General features: G+C 74.9%; 11 protein-coding genes. 2 read left to right on the top strand and 9 right to left on the bottom strand.

Going from position 1 to position 17,200, the window contains the following annotated elements; translation table 11 throughout:
• Positions 1-63: 63 nt before the first annotated feature.
• A complete protein-coding gene (locus ACFPIH_RS25645; RefSeq protein WP_381167215.1) occupies positions 64-834 on the top strand; it encodes a FadR/GntR family transcriptional regulator in 771 nt (256 codons plus the stop codon).
• Positions 835-855: 21 nt separating this feature from the next.
• Here ACFPIH_RS25645 and ACFPIH_RS25640 read toward each other — a convergent pair whose 3' ends face one another.
• Entirely contained in the window at positions 856-1,077 is a 222-nt protein-coding gene (locus tag ACFPIH_RS25640) for a hypothetical protein (protein ID WP_381167213.1), read from the bottom strand.
• A gap of 151 nt (positions 1,078-1,228) precedes the next feature.
• Here ACFPIH_RS25640 and ACFPIH_RS25635 point away from each other — a divergent pair, with 151 nt between their 5' ends.
• Positions 1,229-4,084: a LuxR C-terminal-related transcriptional regulator gene (locus tag ACFPIH_RS25635; protein ID WP_381167211.1), complete on the top strand. Its 2,856-nt coding sequence runs from the start codon at positions 1,229-1,231 to the stop codon at positions 4,082-4,084.
• 8 nt (positions 4,085-4,092) lie between these two features.
• Here the strand turns inward: ACFPIH_RS25635 and ACFPIH_RS25630 are convergent, their stop codons facing one another.
• Genes ACFPIH_RS25630 through ACFPIH_RS25595 form a run of 8 tightly spaced genes read right to left on the bottom strand, consistent with a single transcriptional unit; the run spans position 4,093 to position 17,185 of the window.
• Complete coding sequence (locus ACFPIH_RS25630) at positions 4,093-7,449, bottom strand: phage tail family protein (protein ID WP_381167210.1); 3,357 nt, start codon at positions 7,447-7,449, stop codon at positions 4,093-4,095.
• Positions 7,446-9,584, bottom strand: a complete 2,139-nt coding sequence (locus tag ACFPIH_RS25625; protein ID WP_381167208.1) for an ATP-binding protein — start codon at positions 9,582-9,584, stop codon at positions 7,446-7,448. The genes ACFPIH_RS25630 and ACFPIH_RS25625 overlap by 4 nt, the downstream gene beginning before the upstream one ends.
• Before the next feature lies 1 nt (position 9,585).
• Positions 9,586-11,523: a hypothetical protein gene (locus ACFPIH_RS25620; protein ID WP_381167206.1), complete on the bottom strand. Its 1,938-nt coding sequence runs from the start codon at positions 11,521-11,523 to the stop codon at positions 9,586-9,588.
• Between the two features lie 22 nt (positions 11,524-11,545).
• Entirely contained in the window at positions 11,546-12,088 is a 543-nt protein-coding gene (locus tag ACFPIH_RS25615; protein ID WP_381167204.1) for a hypothetical protein, read from the bottom strand.
• Positions 12,089-12,101: 13 nt separating this feature from the next.
• Entirely contained in the window at positions 12,102-13,325 is a 1,224-nt protein-coding gene (locus tag ACFPIH_RS25610) for a hypothetical protein (protein ID WP_381167202.1), read from the bottom strand.
• A gap of 20 nt (positions 13,326-13,345) precedes the next feature.
• A complete protein-coding gene (locus ACFPIH_RS25605) occupies positions 13,346-14,476 on the bottom strand; it encodes a hypothetical protein (protein WP_381167200.1) in 1,131 nt (376 codons plus the stop codon).
• Entirely contained in the window at positions 14,473-15,768 is a 1,296-nt protein-coding gene (locus ACFPIH_RS25600; RefSeq protein WP_381167199.1) for a hypothetical protein, read from the bottom strand. Before ACFPIH_RS25600 ends, ACFPIH_RS25605 begins: the two co-directional genes overlap by 4 nt.
• The gene (locus ACFPIH_RS25595) at positions 15,743-17,185 is read right to left on the bottom strand and encodes a hypothetical protein (RefSeq protein WP_381167197.1); all 1,443 of its coding nucleotides are present in this window, start codon (positions 17,183-17,185) and stop codon (positions 15,743-15,745) included. The genes ACFPIH_RS25600 and ACFPIH_RS25595 overlap by 26 nt, the downstream gene beginning before the upstream one ends.
• Positions 17,186-17,200 lie beyond the last annotated feature (15 nt).

The following is a 17,200-nucleotide window of genomic DNA, read 5'->3' as shown; positions in this document are numbered from 1 at the left end:
TCAAGGGGGACTCAGCTGACATCCGTACCCGAGGCACCCGAACCGGCGGGCGAGTTCTCCCGGGTGCTCGACCGAGTCCTCCTCAGCGGTGCGCCCTCGCCGGAGCTGCGCCCGGTGCGCGTCGCGTCCGCGGTCGACGAGGTCTCCGACCGGCTGCTCACCGCGATCGCCGTCGGGGACTTCCTGCCGGGGGAGCGGCTGCCGGCCGAGCGTGAGCTGATCCGGCTGCTGGGGGTCAGCCGACCCACCGTGCGCGAGGCGATCGCCCGGCTGCAGGCCGTGGGCGTCGTCGAGATCCGCCGTGGCCGCAGCGGCGGCGCCTACGTCCGCGACAGCTGGACCGAGTCCTCGGCGGCGGCGGTCCGGCACACCCTGCTGCCCCGCTGGGAGGAGTTCGAGCAGCTCTTCGACCTGCGAGGGCTCGTGGAGGGCATGGTGGCCGCGACGGCGGCCCGGCGCCGCCGCCCCCGCGACCTCGAACCCATGCGGGACGCCCTGACGGCCTACCTCGCGTCCCGTACCCCACGCGACGAACAGACCGCGGACAGCGCCTTCCACCAGGCAGTCTGCGCCGCCACGGGCAATCCGCAGATCGTCATGCTCAGCCGGGACCTGCTGGCGCGGATCAGCCTCGGCTTCCCCGTCGAGCCCTGGGGCAAGGGCGAGCGGACCCACTTCCACCGGGGCAGCCACGACCACAAGGCCCTGTACGAGGCCATCGAGGCCGGTGAACCCGAGCGGGCCGAGAGAATCGCCCGGGACCACTTCACCATCAGCGCCGACATGATCCGGGACGTGCTGGCACGAGTCCGGGGCGCCGCGGAACCGTCCTGAGCGGAGGCGGACCGGAGTCCGTCAGACCTCTTGGGGAGCGAAGAGTTCGAGGTGGCCGCACTTGCGGCAGCGGAACGCGTCGATGCGGAAGCGGGGCCGGCCGAAGCGCTTGGCGCCGCCCATGGGGCCCAGCTTCAGCGGTCCCGGTATCCACCGCGCGAAACCGCGCGAGTGGTCGCCCGAGTCCTCGACGAATCCGGGTTCCAGGTCGAAGCCCTGGCACTGCGAGCATCTGATCTCCATGCGCGCACTGTAGAAGGAGAAGGTGACGCGGCGGCGGGGGCCCCGGACCGAGAACGGGTGAATTTCCGGCTCCGCACGGTTGCTTGGAGTAGTCGCGTGCCAAACTGGCACAAAGGGGGGAAGCGGCACCGGAAACGCGGGGGCGTCGCGTTTGCTGCGCCGGGGCGTCGCGCGCGGTGTGCTGGGGAGGATCGCGGAGACAGCGGTACTGGTCCGACTGCTGCGTGACGCGGTGTCAGGACAAGGTGGTGCCCTGTGCGTTGCCGGTGAGCCGGGAGTCGGCCGGACCACCCTGCTGCGCGGCGCCCTGACCCTGGATACCCCGGATCCCACCCCGCGCACCGTGCATATCACCGGCACCGAGGCCGAGTCGGGGCTGCGCTACGCGGGTCTGCACCAGGTGGTCCGGGCGCACCGCGCCGCCCTGCCCCACCTCCCCGTCACCCAACGTGACCTGCTGGACCGGCTCCTGGCCACCGGACTGCACCGCCCCGAGGACACCGGACTCGCCCTGGGCGCCGCGCTGCTCGGCCTGCTCGCCACGGCCGCCGCCGTACGGCCCCTGCTGCTCGCGGTCGACGACGCGCACCTCGTCGACCGGCCGTCCCTGGAGGCGCTGCTCTTCGTCGCCCGACGCCTGGCCGACGAGCCCATCGCCCTGCTCCTCACGGTGGAGGCGGACCGCACCGGCGCCCCACCGCCGCTGCGCCCCGCCGCGACGGGCGTACCGCAACTCCGGCTCGGTCCACTGGACCCGGCCGACGCCCGCACCCTGCTCGGACGGTCCGCCCCGCATCCCCTCGCCGGACATGTCGCCGACCGGCTCCTCGCCGTCGCCGAGGGCAACCCGCTCGCCCTCACCGAACTGCCCGCCGCCCTCACCTCCGCCCAGTGCTCCGGGAGCCAGCTGCTCGACGACCCGCTCGTCCCCGGCGAACGGCTGCGCGACGCCCACCTCCCCCGGCTCGTCCGCCTTCCGCCCGCCACCCGGAACGCCCTGCTGGTCCCCGCCACCGCGGGCGACCTCCCGGCCGACGCACTCCAGCGCGCCCTGGCACTGCTCGGGCACGCCCCCGACGCCCTGCTGCCCGCCGAGGAACAGGGCGTCATCGACGTCCGCGCCGGACGCGTGGCCTTCGCCGACCGCCGGCTGCGCCTCGTCGCCCGCCACGACGCCTGTACGTCCCGCAGGCGCGGCGTCCACCAGGCCCTCGCGCAGGTACTGACCGACCCCGCCGCCGCCCGCCACCGGGCCCTCGCCGCGGGACCGGGCCCGGACGGGACCCTCGCACGGGCCGTCGAGGCCGCGGCGGCCGAGGCCGAACGCACCGCCCCGGACCTGGCCGCCGAACTCTACGAACGCGCGGCGGGGTTCGCCGACGACCGCGACCACGCCGCCCGGCTGCTGTGCCAGGCCGCGCACGTCCGGCAGCGCGCCGGAGCGGAGGAGGCCGTACCGATCCTCCTGGGCAGGGCCACGGCACTCGCCGGCGCGCCCGAACTCCGCCGTGAACTGGCCGTCATCCAGGCCCGCCGGCGCGGCACGACCGCCCACCCACGCACCGCCCACCGGGCACTGCGGGACGCGGCGGGGCCGCTCACCGGCTGCGAACCGGACCGGGCGGCCCGGCTCCTGCTCGAAGCGGTCGACTCCGCCGTCCACGCGGCCGACAGCCGGGCCGCGCTCGGCAGCGCCTGGCAGGCCTACCGCCTCACCCGCCTGGGCGGCTCCGACCTCGCCGAGGCGGCGGCCGTCCAACTCGCCCAGGTACTCGCCCTGCGCGGCGAACGCGGCCAGGCCCGCGAACTGCTGCTCGCGGAGTCGGCCGGCGAAACACCGGGCGTGCTGGTGGGACGGGCCGAGGTACTGGGCCGGCTGGAGGAGTACGAGGCGGCATGCGCCTTGCTGGCCAGGGTGCTTGAGGAGACACCGGGGGTGGCTGGGATGCCCGGAGCGGAACAAGGGGGCAGTGTGCTGGGGGAGTTCGGGCGGTTTGGTGGGGTGAGTGGAGTCGAGGGTGGTGCCGTCGGTGGTTTGCGGGGTGGGGCTCTGGGGTGTCGGGCCTGGATCCGGCTGTGGACCGGTGACTGGTACGGCGCGCGGGCCGATGCCGAGGAGGCCGTCGCGCTCGCCGAACAGCGGCGGGACACCGCCCTCCTCGCCCAGAGTCTGGTCGCGCTCGGCCGGCTGGAGGCCGCGCAGGGGCGGGTCGCGGAGTGCCGGGCCGTGCTGTCCCGCGCCGCCGGCGTGGCACAGGTGCACGGCCTCGAACTCGTCCGGGGCCAGATCGCCGTCACCGAGGGCCTGCTGGCGCTGGGGGCGGGCAAGTACCAGGAGGCGGTGGCCGGTTACGAGCGGGCCGGCGCACTCGCACACGCGGCGGGCATCGAGGACCCGTCGGTGGCGCCGTGGGCGGCGAACCTCGTCGAGGCGTATCTGCGCAGCGGGCGTAGCGCCGAGGCGTACGCCGAACACGCCCGCTTCGACGCGGAGATGCGGCGCGGCGGACCGTCCTGGGCCCTCGCCGTCAGCGCCCGCTGTCGAGCCCAACTCCTGGAGGCCGACGGGGCGAGCGCGCCGGGCGCCGTGGAGGCGGCCTTCCACGAGGCGCTGGAGTGGCATGCGCGGGGCGCCGTCGTCTTCGAACAGGCACGGACGCTGCTCTGCCACGGACAGTGGCTGCGCCGCACCGGCCGCACCGCGGAGGCCCGCGCCGGCCTCGACGAGGCCCGTGCCGTGTTCGCCGCCCTGGGTGCGGTGCCCTGGGAGGAGGCCACCCACAGCGAACTCCGCGCGACCGGCACCCGCACCGGCCGCGACGAGGCCTGCGGCCGACTCACCGAACAGGAAACCCGCATCGCCGCCCTGGTCGCGGGCGGCGCCACCAACAAGGAAGCAGCCGCGGCACTGTTCCTCAGCACGAAGACCGTGGAATTCCATCTGGGGAACGTGTACCGGAAACTGGGCGTGCGGTCACGGAGTGAGCTGGCGCGGCGGGGGCTGTAAGAGAGGGTTCATTTCCTTCGCCGTTTGAAGATCATTTTGATCTTGGTCCCGAGGGCCAGGTGCTTGATGGCGTGATGGATACGGCTGCCGAAGACACGATTGACCCTTCTGTCCAGCATGGTCATCACGCGGATGTCGTCCTTGCCGCCGAGTTGCAGCTCGACGGGATGGTCCACGTCCTGCTTCTCGAGCTTCCGCAGCTCGGTCTTGTTGCCCTTGTACTTCTCTTCCAGCTTCCTGCGGAACGACTGCGTCTTGCTGGGATTGCGCTCAGGCTTCGTCGTGATCAGTTTCCCTCTCCTGCTCGCGTCTTCGAGTGCCTCGATCTTCGCTGTGAGGTCCTTCGGCGGATTGAGGGAAAACCAGGTCGCGGTGAGCCTTGCCGACATCGCGCCCGTCCTGTTCGTCTCGATGTCGAGTTCGAACGACACCTTCCGCCTGGTCTTCGCCCTCTTCTCCGGGTTGACGACACCTTCGACGTACCACGTGCCGTCCTCCGGGGCCGCTTTCAACGAGGCCATGCGGTAGCGAAGCTGGATAGCGGCCAGCACCGGGCCGATCGCCTTGGCACCCAGGTCGGACTCCTTGAGCGCGTTGACGGCATCGACTGCGGCGCCGACGCCTTTCGAGAGGTCGCGCTGCTTCTCCTGCCGTGTGCGCCGGTCCGCCTTCCCGACGAGTTTCCCGAACGCCCTCCTGCCGCCCGCCAGAAGTTTCTTCCCGAAGGCCGCCGCCTTGGCGATCATCTTGGAGACGAAGCCTCTGACCGGGGTGCCGATCTTCTCCAGGACCGCCTTGATCTTCGCCGGGATCGCGCCCAGTTTCAGCACGCGGGCCAGCAGGTCGATGGCGAGGGGGAGGGTTCGGGCCAGGGACGTCTCGATCTTTGTGGCGACCTTCTGGGAGACGCCGTTGCAGATCTCCTCCAGGGTGTCGAGGATGCCGTTGACGAATTCGGCCAGGGCGCGGGCCTTCTCCACCAGGAAGGTGAGGAAGTCGTAGACGGCCATGACGGCCTTGACCAGTGCGCCGGCCGGAGTGATCAGCGACAGCAGCCAGTTGACGCCCGCCTTCAGGACGGTGTCGACGACGAACTGCCTCAGCATGTCGAAGGCCTGCTGCTTCAGATCGCCGACCTTGTCGCGGATTTCCTCCCACAGGCCGCCGACGCCCTTGTCCCGGACGATCCCGATCACCTTGACCGCGCCACTCACCGTGTGGAGAACCGACTCGGGCATGTGCTTCAGCAGTTCCGCGCGGATGAACGCCCAGCTGATCCCCAGCAGGGACAGCACCAGCTTCACCACACCGCGCAGATCCCACTGCTCCGGCAACTCCACACCCGCCTGCGCGAGCGACCCGAACAGCCAGTCCTTCAGGGCCGCCTTGAAATGCGTGCCGATGTTCGCGAGGAACCCCATCAGCCCGGCCTTGACCGAAGCCCCCAGGTTGCGCAGGAAGCCGATCGGGTTCGTCACGATCCGGTCCGCCACCCCGGCCGCCCGTTTCACCACACCCAGCAGCAGGTTCTTGAGATCGAGCAGGACCTTCACCGCGCCGACGACGGCGTCCCGGGCCCGTTCCCACAGCCCCTTGTTGGCCTCCTTCACCTCGGCCAGCGCCGCGTCCGTCGCCTCCTGCGCCTGCGTGTAGCAGTCGGCGAGCACTTCGACGAGCCCGTCGGCCTTCTCGTCGACGGACGCCTCCAGCGCGTCGAACCGCTCGGCGAACCCGGCCGCCGTACGCTCCCCGAACTCCCGCATCCCCTTCTCGAGCCCCGCGACGTACGCGGCCATGCTGCGCCGGCCGTCGGCCGCCTTCTGCCGGGCCTCGTTGATCCGCTTCTCCACCACGTCGGCGACCGCGTCCACCGCGCCCCGGATCTCGGCGGTGTAGACGGCCGCGTGCGCCTTGTAGTCGGGACCACCGGTGAACCAGTTCAGCCAGGTCTTCTCGCAGGCCGCGAGGAACCGCGTCCGGGCCGGAACCGCCCGCCCCTCGAACAGCGTGCGGACCGTGTCGTCGAGACCCTTGAGCAGGGCCTCGACGGCCTGCTTGGTGTCCTCGTAGATCCCGGTCAGCCGGGCCGTGATCTCGGCGCGCCGGGCCTCCGTCCGGGCCTGCACCGTCTGCTTGCCACCCGTCACCGACGTGCCCGCGGCGGCCCGTGCGCCCGCCATGGCCTTCATCGCCGCACCGCCCAGTACCGCGGCGCTGCGCTCGGCCGCGGCCCGCTGCTCGGCCTCCTTGGCCCGCAGCGCGGCGGGCGCGGCGGCCGAGTCCCGCTCCGCGGTCCGCTTGGCCTGCAGGGCCGTGGAGAACGCCGGTTCGTTCGCCCGGGAGAGAGTCTCGTCCGTCAGTCCCGCCCGGCTCAGCTCCGTCGTCGTTCCGCGCACGTTCGCCGAGACGTCGAGCGCCTTGGCCGGCAACGGCGGCGGCACCGCGTCCGAGGCGGCGGGCGGGGCGGGTACGGGCGGCGGACGGTCCGGCGTCAGCGGTACGGGCGGACACTCGGGCATCCGCGCGGCGTCCGGCGGTGCCGCCGCGGTCGCCCGCAGCTCGCCCGCAGAGGTGTCGGCGGCGGTCCGTGCCTCGCCGGACAGCTGAGGCGTGAGGGTGTCCGGACGCGACGGGTCGGCGAGTTCCTTCGCCTTCGCCTCGGTCTCGGGCTGCTCCGCCATGATGCGCTGCTCGAACTTCGCGACGAACTCGGCGCGGGCGAACGGCTTCGCCTCCGCCGAGGCGATGGCCGCGGCCTGGTCCTGCCCCGCGAACGCCGCCCGCTCACCCGCCGGCGCCACGGCGGCGCGCTGGGCGGCGGCTGCCTCCGCGTCGGGCGCGGGGTGGCGGACCAGGGCGCGCTTGCCCGCCGCGACGTGCGCGGCGATCCGGCGCAGCCCCGGTGACGCCGTCGCCTTCGCTCCGACGGCCCGTCCGCCACCACCGGTGCCCTGTTCCGCCGACGGCCCCGCGCCCCGGACAGCCAGCGCTGCGGTCGCGGCGTTCCCGACGGCGGGCCGAGCCCGGCCCGGGCGCCGGGACGACAACCCCGAGGCGGACGCGGCGCCTTGGACGCCTGATCCGCCCGCGGCGGTACGGCCCTGCCGGGAGACACCGGTGCCTGCGGCTGCCGTGCGTACCTCCCGCGAGGTACCGGCGCCTGCGGCTGCTGTACGTACCTCCCGCGAGGCGCCGATATCCGCCCCAACGGCCCCCGTCGCCCCCGCTGCCGCCCGGCCCACCCCCTGTACCGGACGCCGCCGCCACGCCTTCAGCTTGCCCGGCGCCGGACGGGCGGACCCGGCGCCCGCCTGCGTCACAGCCGGTGGCGGCGACGGGGTGCTGGAGGACGGCGGCCCGCTCATACCCACTCCCGGTTGGTCACCGTGAAGGCCGGCGCGCCCAGCGCCAACTCCACCTCACCGGACCGGGGCAGCCGAGACTCCTGCCGGAACTGCCGGGTGATCGCCTCGGAGAGCTGCTCGCGGCCGATGACCGCGCTGCCCCGCTCCGCCGCGAGCAGCGCCGCGCCCCGGGCCACCGCCATGATGCCCGCGCCGGTGAGATCGAGCCGCCCGAGACCCGCGAGGCTCACCTCGGGGTCCAGGGGAGCGCTGTCGGGGAAGGCCGCGTGCCACAGCCGGATCCGCTCGCGCTCGCCGGGCCGGGTGAAGTGCACGACGAACTGGAAGCGGCGGGTGAACGCCTCGTCCAGGTTGCCCTGCAGGTTGGTGGTGAGCACCACCAACGCCGGGCTGCGTTCCAGCCGTTGCAGGAGATAGCCGACCTCCATGTTGGCGTAGCGGTCGGTGCCCCGCTGGACCGTGCCCCGCCTGCCGAACACGGCGTCCGCCTCGTCGAAGAGGAGCAGCGCCCCCGCGGCCTCGGCATGGGTGAACGCCTCGTCGAGGTTCTTCTCGGTCTCGCCGACCCACTTGGAGACGGTCCGCGCCAGGTCGACCCGGATCAGGTCGACGCCGAGCGTGCCGGCGACCACCTCGGCCGCCAGGGTCTTGCCGGTGCCGGGTTCACCCGTGAACAGCGCCTTCAGACCGGGCCCGCCGTGCCGTCCGCCGAACCCCCACTCCTGCGAGACCCGCGGCCAGGCCCGGAACGCCGCGGCCAACTCGGCGATCTGGCGCGCCTGTTCCCCGGGCAGCACCAGATCCTCCGTGCTCCGGGCCGGCGTACGCACCTCGGCCGAGCGGCCCGGCGCAGACGCCAGCACCCGGGGCACCGCCGCCTCCAACGGCAGCCCCCCGGATCCGGCGAACCGCACCGCCGACCTCAACTGGCCGGGCGGCAGCCGGAAACGCGCCGCCAGGTCGTCGAGGACCGAAGGAGCGATCCCGGCGCCCGCGGTGGCCGCGCTCCACGACTCCCGGCGCTCCCGGTAGCCGGGCTCGGCCGTGGTCTCCTCCGCGTAGCGGCCCGTGGCCAGCAGGGGCAGTGGGCGCCACGGCGTCCGGCCGGTGAGGACGACCGGAACCCCGGAGCGCGCGAGGAGGTCGGTGACGACCGCCGCGGCCCACTGCGCCTCGGGAGCGTGGAACGGGTCCGTGGACAGCCACAGCGCGGTGCCGAGAGCCGCCGCCGCGCCCAGGGACCGGCCCAGGCCGGCCCGTACGGCGTCGGGGGTGGGGCAACAGTCCAGGTCCGTGTCCGCCTGCCGCAGCGTCAGCCCCGCTTCCTCCGCCACGGCCCACGCGGCGTCGTAGCGTCCGCCCTCGGGCAGCCCCCACAACGCGACGACACCGTCGGGGCGGGATGTGAGATGCGTGCCCAGCCGCCCGGCCCGTTCCCGCGTGGGCCCGTCGAGCAGCGGGGGACACGGCGGCGCGACCCGGCCCGGGTCATGGGCGAGCAGCCCGGGATCGCCGGCGCCGTGCAGCAGGAAGCCGGGCAGCTCCGGGCGGACGGACAACGGACGCAGCAGGTCCGCCCCCGAGGCATCCCACGCCCCCTCCTCCACCAGCAGCCCGAACCGGCGCAGTCGCCCGTACGGGCCCAGCGCGGGCAGCCGTGCGTACCGCTCGGCCGGTGTCGGTGCCAGGACGGTGAGGATCAGCTCGGCGGTGGGGCGCCGCTGGTCGAGGTCGTCCACGAGATAGCCGAAGAGCAGGGCGTGTTCGGGCGCCAGCGCCGGGGCGAGACACAGCAGCAGCGCGTCGCACTCGAAGGAGTCCAGACCGGCGGCCCGCACGAGCGCGTCGAGCGGCAGCGTGATCCCCTCGGCGGCGGCCCGGCACCGGAGTTCCTCCTCGGCCGCCGGTTCCGGTACGGCGGGCGAGGGCGAGGGCGGCGCCACGGCGGCCGGGTCGGTGAGGTCGAGGAGCAGCGCGGCCTGCTGGTCGGTCACGCAGTACGGCGACAGCTCCACCCCGGCGAGCCGGGCGGACCGCTCCGCCCGCCGTTCGGCGGCGGCGCGCAGCGCGCGGTGGACGGCGCCGTAACGCAGCGTCAGATGAGCGGTCGCTGCCGCGGATCGTCGGGTCTCCATCTCATCCTCCGGTGAAGACGACGGTCCGCCCGCCGAACCAGGGAACGTCCGGTACGTCGGCGAGCAGCCGGTGGCGGTAGAGGTCGGCATGGCGGGGGCCCAGCGGCAGCCGGATCTCGACCGTGCCGTCGTGGAACGTCACCCTGGCGCTCAGGCCGCCGAAGCGTTCGAGGGCGGTCACGGGGTCGGGCGCCTCCCGTTCGGACCAGAGTTTCCAGGCGAGGTCGGCCAGGCCCACCCCGGCGGCCAGCGTCGTGGCGCACTCGACCGCCGTTGCCCGGCCGGCGCGGTCGGCGGGCCGCAGCTCGACCAGTTCCTGGGCGAACCGGGCGGCACGGGGAGCCTCGCGGGCCAGCCGCCGCGCGGCCCCGACGACCGCGTCGGGGGAGGGGGAGTTGGTCCAGCAGCGGCGCGGGCCGGGCACCCGGCTCAGCCGCTCGCCCCGGACCGGCGGCACATCGGTCACGAAGCGGATGCCGAGGATGTCCAGAGCGGACGTCAGCCCGCCGGCCACCGTGGGCAGCAGGACGAGCGGCCGGCCGGCGAGTTCCCAGGGTCGCAGCAGATCCGCCGGCCGTCGCGCCTCCACCATCGGGTACAGGCCGTCGACGTCCAGCAGGAGCAGCCGGTCCGGCGCCACCGCGTGCAGCAGCACCGGGCTGCCGGGGGTGTGCCCCCGGGCGGTCTGAAGCCCGAGCCGCGCGTCGAGCAGCGGCAGCAGCGGGCCCACCCGGCGTTCGAGATCCGCGACCGAGAAATCCGGGACACCACGACCGGCCACGACCGCTCCCGCTCCCGCGAAGACCGCGACGGAGCGGACCTCCTCCGGAGTCCGCAGCCAGCCGTGCGCCGGCGGCGGCAGCACCTTCCGCGCCAGACACGCGGCGAGGGCCACCGCGTCCTCGTCCGGCGCGCCACCGCCGGCGAGCACCGCGGCCAGCGCCGCCGCCCAGCCGCGGTCGTGCAGCGGCGGCAACAGGAGGAAGGGGAGCGCGTGTTCGACCTCCACGACCGTGCCGGACACCGGTCCGGGCCCGGGGCCGAAGGGGCGGGGACGTCCAGGTGCGGGGCGGCGGGGAAGCGGCGGACCGCCAGGGGACCGGAACGCGGACGCGGCGGGGTCCGGATCGGGTCCGGCGCCGGGATCGGTGTCCGTGACGTTCCTTCCGTCGGACGACGCGCGGCGCAACGCCGCCAGGACGGCGCTGGTGAGGCCGACGGCTCCGGCCGGTTCTCCGTTCGCATCCCCGGGTGCGGCGGGACCGGCGGGCGACGCCGTGCCAGACGCCGGCGCCTCCGACGTCGTACGGCTGCCCGCCGCGTCGAGGGCGCGTACCAGCAGCAGGAGTGTGCCGTGCGGCAGTCCGGCCAGTACGGCGTCCAGCGCGCCGCAGGCGGCTGCCTCGGCGAGCAGCCCGACCAGCACCCGGTCATGGTCGTGCTCGGCGGACACCGGGCCGTCTCCCCGGCCGGGCGGGACGTCGGCCCCGACGAGGCCCTCCATGAACGGGGGCGCACCGCCGGGATCCACGCACCGCACATCGGCACCGCCCGCATCCGGCGGGGCCACGGCGGCGTCGCCCGGGGGCATCGGCTCGGCGGCGGCCCGGAGCAGTTCGGCGAGGGTGACCGTCGACCTGATGCGGACGGGCTCGGTCAACTCCCGGTCCGGAGGCGCGGACCAGGCGTCAGGAAGGGCCTGCCCGGGTGCCCCCGGCAGGAGCGACGCGCCGCTGCCGTCGAGCGCTCCGGCCAGGTGCGCCGCCACGATCCCGGGCAGCAGGGCGATCGCGCCCCGGGCCAGCGCCGCCGGATCGGGTCCCCAGCTCCAGCCGCCCGCCCTGACCACGCGCACCCGGCAGTCGAGCACGGTGCAGCCGCCCAGAGCGGCGAGGAGATCACCGTCCCCGGGCACCGGACCGGTGGGAAACCTGGTCATGCCCGTCCGCCTCTCGTCCTGGTCAGCCGATCTCGACGTGGTAGGTCACGCTCACCGGCCGTCCCCGGACGAAGACCATGAACTCGTCCTCCGCCCCGACCGCGCCGTTGCCCAGCAAGGCCGTGCCGTTCGCGTCGAGGGCGGCGGGGACATGGAACCGGGGGGAGGTGCCGGCGCCCCAGTGGGCCGACGGATGCACCAGGGCGAGGACGGGGGCGCCGCCGTCGTCCGTCGAGCCGACCCGCAGCGACCCGGAGTCCGGCGAGACGCGGGGCGGGACGCCCGAGACCGGCCGCAGCTGCGGCTCCGCCTCGGCGGGGTCGACGTACCACTGCCAGGGCGCCGTCAGGAATCCGGGCGGCGCGGGCAGTTCCTCCGCGGTGAGGAGGCCGGCCATGGCCAGGACGAGCCCGGACGTGCCCGGTACGGCCAGCGGGAAGGCGGCGCCCGTGAGCTGCCGGACGACCGGCGGGGGCGCGGGGGCCGCCCGGGTGAGGGCGCCGACCACATGACCGGTGTGCGTGAGCCGGAGCACCGTGACGGTGGTTCCGGTGGGCTTCACCATGACTGCTGTCTCCTCACGAGAACGGGTCGGCCGGGCGGGCGGCCAGGACGACGTAGTCGGCGGTGCCCGGCAGCACCGACGGACCGCTGATGTCGCCGCCCGGGCCGAGGCCTCCGTACCAGGCGATCAGACACACCAGCCGCCGCGTCTCGTCCACCTCGCAGCGCAGTACGACGGGCAGCGCGCCGAACCGGGACGCACGGCCGGCGGTCCCGTCGGCGACGCCGTACGTCTGGAGCCGCGGTGTCACCTGCACATGCAGGACGATCTCGCCCGAGTCGACCTGGTCGGCCGTCACCGGCGGCGGCAGCGGCAGGACGACACCGTGGCTCGCGGTACCGGACTGCACGAGGACACCGCCGGTGACCAGCGGGCTGTCGACAGCGCCGCTGACGGTCAGCCCGCCGGTGACCTCCATGTCGCCGAGCACCCGGGTGCTGCCGTCGCCGAGGACCCGCAGCGCGGGCGCGAGGGCACCGGCCGCGTTGAACCGGCCGATGTCCAGGCTGCCGTCCGCGCCGCCGATCCGGACGCCCACCTTCCCGGCCACCGGGCGTGGCTCCGCCGCCAGTTCGAGGGTGCCGCCGCGCGCGGACACCCGGTCCGCCAGGACGCCCGCGTACCGTCGGCCGACCCCGTTGGCGCTCGGCAGCACCTCGGTGAACCCGCCCTCCTCGCCGCCGCCCCAGACGACGAAGCCCAGCAGCACCCGTCCCCGGTCGCCGCCGGCCAGCCGGTCGGGTCCCGCGTCGGGCGCGGGCGGCGCCTGCTCGGCCAGGTCGAGCTCGTCGCCCGGCTCGCCGACCACCAGGACGAACTCCTCCCGCGCCCGCGCGGCGGCCCCGGACCCGGCGCACGCACCGGCGGACGCGGCGGACCCGCCGGTGACCGGCCGATCGCTCCACATCAGCATCAGCGGACGCGGAGCCGTGTCGTCGGGGGAGGACAGCGAGAACCGCTCGCCGGGCGTGGACAGTTCCACCGGCGCGGGGACCACGATCTCCCGCCCCGAGGGGTCGACAAGCGTCCCCGCCCCGACCACGACGGTCTTGTACTCGTCGGAGCCGGAGCCGACGCGTGGACGGAGCGTCACCTCCAGGCCCGAGGCGATCCCCCAGGTGTGCAGGTGCCGTTGGTGACGTGCGGCGGCGTCCCGGCCGTAGCGGACCACGGCCGACAGGTCGTCGGCGGCCAGGATCTGGCCCTCGTGGAACTCGGGCCGCAGGGGTGCCGGCATGGCGAGCGCTCCTCTCGTGGCTAGGTGTGGTCACGCGACGGCTGACAGCCGGTGACGTCCAGCAGGTCCAGCACGAACGTCAGCAACTCCGGTGTCCCGGCGTCGCGTTCGACGAGCTCCGCCAGCCGGGGCCGCCACTGCGCCTCCGCCGGATCCGGCAGATGCGTGCCGCGCCGCCCGGCCGGCACCGCCCGTACGACGTCGCAGCCGTCCAGCGTGACCACGGCGATCAGGACGTCCGGGGCGCAGCCGTCGGGGCAGGGGACGACGAGCAGCGAGCGGACGGCCGCCCGCAGATACGCCTCGAAGGCGCGCCACGCCGAGTCCTTGCGGAGCCGGTTGAGCCGTACGTCGTTGCCCGGCTGCCGAAACGGGACCTCGCACAGCAGCTCGCGGGGAGCGCGGTCGCACAGGTCGCCGTTGACGTCGAGGCGGGCGGTGAGCCACTCCGTGAGCTCCTGCGAGGAGGGCCGGACCTCCCCCAGGCAGGACTCCAGGAACGCCCGCCGGTCGTCGAACCTGCGCCGCAGCAGCGCGCACAGCCGGCTCGCCTGAGCGTCCGGTACCCGGCGCACGAGATAGCGGTGGCCCTCGCGCACCCGGGTGGGCACACAGCCCGCCGGCGTACAGCCGTCGCCGGGGTCGTAGGGCGCGGCCGGTTCGGCGAACTCCTCCTCGTGGCGCAGGAACAGGCCGTAGACGCGCTCGGGGCCGGGCGGGCAGGGCTCGTCGTCCTGGCAGCCGCCGCCGGAGGCGCGGTACTCCCGGGCGAGGGCGACGACGTCCACGTCCTCGGCGCACGCCACCGGGATGTCGTTGCCCGCCCCGTCCACGGCGTGGCCCGGACCGATCCGCACGACGCCCGGCGCGCAGGTCCCGCAGTCGACGGAGAGCCCGCACAGGACCGCGCCGAGCCCCTCGGGCGACACGTACCGCAGCCGGTTGTGGGATCGGACGCGTCCGGCCGTCCAGGTGGCGAGCGCGCCGAGGTCGTCCTCGGTGAGCAGCTGGCCCGCGAAGAAGACCGGGCGTACCGGGCCGCCCGCCCGGAAACCGGGAGCGGGCGGGGCGCCGCCGCCGGAGGAGGAGGAGGAGGAGGAGGAGGCGCCGCCGCAGCCGCAGCCGCAGTCGCGTGTGCCGGTGGTGGTCATGACCGCACCTCATCGGTCTCGTCGGGCTCGGACCCCCTGGTGTCGTCATCCTTGGCGTTCTTGGGGTTGTCGACGAAGACCCAGCTCTCGAACACCCCCGCGCCGCCCGTGACCGTGCCCGAGGTGCGCGGGCCGGAGCCGTCCGGGGGCAGCAGGCCGGTCCGGTGCGGGACCGGGCCGCCGGGTCGCGGGACGAGTCCGCCGACATGGGTGCCGTCCACCGGCTCGCCGCAGACGTCCAGGATGAACGGGGTGCGCAGCACCAGGTGGACGCGGTCCTTGTCGTTGAGGTACTCGCAGTCGGTCTGCCGGATGGTGATCTCCTTCGTGGTCTCGCAGTCCGCCTGCTCGGGTTTGATCTCGGTCTCCAGGCGCATGACCGTGCCGTGCACGCCCCGGCCGCCGGTGATCTGGAAGATGTCGGCGATGCCCTTGGCCAGGGTCGCGGTGCGCACCGGCCGGGAGAACGCGACGGTCAGGCCCTGATCGCCCAGCAGGGCGCGGATCTGCGGGGTCGTCAGCCGGCCGCCGTGCTGCCAGGAGACCGACGTGATGACGGTGGGGCGACGCCGGGAGAGCGGTCGGCGCTCCTCCGGGTGGATCTGCTCCGGTGCGAGCGCGCGGTCCGGGCGTACGCCCTCCACCCTGGCCAGCAGCAGTCCGGGCCCGAGCACCCGCCCGTCACCGCATCCCGGGCGCGGGTGCTCGGTCCCCGGCCCGCAGGGGCACTGCGGGCCGCAGGGGTCGGATTCCGGCTGCCGGGTCGTGGCCCGCAGCGCGAATCCCTCCCGGATGTGGGCGTAGGCGGTGCGCGGGAGGGAGTCGCAGCCCTCGGTGTGCACGGCGCGGACGCTGTCGACCGGCTCCTCGCAGTGATGGATCGTCACATAGACCGTGACCCCGTCCGGCTTCCGCTCCTGGATCTCCTGCGCGGCACGGTGGCGTTCCTCCTCGTCGAGCAGCCGCCACAGGTCGTGCCGGGGCAGCGCACCGCAGGGCACGATCACCTCGTCCCCGTTGCGGTCGACGGCCACCCCGTCGGTGACCTCCAGCCAGGGCGCCGCCCGCCCGGGACCGGGGCAGTCGCCTGCGGGCGCCGGCACCGGGCGCGTCCACAGGCCGTACGCCACGCCGTAGCCGTGCAGGGCGAGGTTGTGCAGGCGCAGCCGGGCCAGGAACTGCTCCTGTTCCTGGCGGAGGTCCTGCGCGGACAGCAACTGGCCGTGAAAGTACGTCAGCCGCCGCCGGCCGGCCCGGGGGGCGCTGTCACGCCCGGTCGGAGGAGCCGTCATGGGGTCCTGCCTCTCTGCTGGTGCCGTTTTCCTCGCTGGTGCTGACCAGTTCCTCGCTGCTGCTGTCCAGCGCGACCGTGCGCACGCCCGCCCCCGAGGTGCCGTCCAGCCGGATGCCACGCCGTCCCGAGCGGTCCGGGCCGAGCACGGTGTCCGTGCCGAGGCGGGCGGCTCCCGCCGGGGACGGCCCGGGGGCGACGAGGAGCGTGTCCACGCCCACCGCGCTGCGCTCGCCCACGGTGAAGCCCCGTCCGCCGACGGACACGGCCGCCGAGGTGTGCGCGGGGGAGAGCCGTTCGACGAGGTCGGTCGCGGTCCTGAGCACCCCGTCGGCGCCGCCGGGGGGCGGCGGCAGCAGCACCCGGAACCGGAACGCGGTGCCGGTCAGCGGATCGTCGTCCGGATCGCCGAGCGAGCGCAGGGGCGCGCCGCCCCGCGCGGCGGGTCCGGCGAGCCGTGAGCCGAGGACCGCGGGGCCGCCCAGCCGCACCCGTGCCGCCGACCGCCCGAACAGCCGCACCTCGCCCAGCCGGGCGTCCCGGCCCACGGCACCCCAGGGGGCGTCGACCGGTTCCACGATCGCCGGACGGACGCCCAGCACGATCTCCAGGGCGAGGGCCAGCCCGCACGGCGTGCCGCGCCGCCGGCGCAGTTCCGGGGCCGCCTCGACGAGCCTGCGCAGCACAGCCGGCGGCAGCTGCGCGTTGCCCGCGTCGGGTGCGCCGGGCCGGCCGCCGTTGCTGTCGCCCCCGCTCCAACTGGCGCCGGGTGCCGGATCCGGGTCGGGGCCGAAGTCCAGGCCGAGCAGCCCCGCGATCCAGGGCAGCACGGCGTCCGGCACCCCGGCCGGGTCGAGCAGCGCGGGCGCCCGTTCGGTGGCCCGGTCGAGGGTCTCGGTCACCGAGTCGAACAGGGCGAGGAACCGCTCGGTGAAGTCGTCGGCCGTCGGATCCTCGCGGTAGACGGCCGGCAGGAGGTCGGCGGAGGTGGCCCGCGGCAGGTCCAGCCGCACCTGACGGACGGCGGGGCCCGGCGCGGTCGCGTCCGCGCGCCCCAGCAGCAGCCGTACGACGGCGAACCGGCCCGGCGGCTGGTCGACCAGCACGTCGTACGACGGTCCGGGGAGCGTCTGCCAGTCGTCGGGCCCCGGTGCCACGGCCTCCTCCGCGGTGGCCAGCTGAACGACCAGCGCACTGCCCGGCGGCACCTCGGCGGCCACCCGCACCCGATGCCAACGGCACCGGGAGACACCGCTGTCGAGCGGCACGGTGACCAGCACGGCCTCGGTCGCCCCGGACGGCAGCACCAGCGCGGCACCGTCCACCACCGGCTCCGGCAGCGGTGCCGCGGCACCCGGGTCCGGACGCCATCCGCCGGCGGAGTCGAGCAGGACGTGGGATTCGGCGCGGACGGTCATGGGCCGCACCTCCGC

Source organism: Streptomyces vulcanius, assembly GCF_042653945.1.
Lineage (GTDB): Bacteria > Actinomycetota > Actinomycetes > Streptomycetales > Streptomycetaceae > Streptomyces > Streptomyces mangrovi.
Note: the sequence above shows the minus strand (reverse complement) of the source record. Positions and strands in the feature narration are given on the sequence as shown.

Coding starts and splice junctions, on each gene's coding strand:
- ACFPIH_RS25595 (WP_381167197.1), bottom strand. CDS start 17,185: ATGACCGTCCGCGCCGAATCCCACGTCCTGCTCGACTCCGCCGGCGGA.
- ACFPIH_RS25600 (WP_381167199.1), bottom strand. CDS start 15,768: ATGACGGCTCCTCCGACCGGGCGTGACAGCGCCCCCCGGGCCGGCCGG.
- ACFPIH_RS25630 (WP_381167210.1), bottom strand. CDS start 7,449: ATGAGCGGGCCGCCGTCCTCCAGCACCCCGTCGCCGCCACCGGCTGTG.
- ACFPIH_RS25605 (WP_381167200.1), bottom strand. CDS start 14,476: ATGACCACCACCGGCACACGCGACTGCGGCTGCGGCTGCGGCGGCGCC.
- ACFPIH_RS25625 (WP_381167208.1), bottom strand. CDS start 9,584: ATGGAGACCCGACGATCCGCGGCAGCGACCGCTCATCTGACGCTGCGT.
- ACFPIH_RS25610 (WP_381167202.1), bottom strand. CDS start 13,325: ATGCCGGCACCCCTGCGGCCCGAGTTCCACGAGGGCCAGATCCTGGCC.
- ACFPIH_RS25620 (WP_381167206.1), bottom strand. CDS start 11,523: ATGACCAGGTTTCCCACCGGTCCGGTGCCCGGGGACGGTGATCTCCTC.
- ACFPIH_RS25640 (WP_381167213.1), bottom strand. CDS start 1,077: ATGGAGATCAGATGCTCGCAGTGCCAGGGCTTCGACCTGGAACCCGGA.
- ACFPIH_RS25615 (WP_381167204.1), bottom strand. CDS start 12,088: ATGGTGAAGCCCACCGGAACCACCGTCACGGTGCTCCGGCTCACGCAC.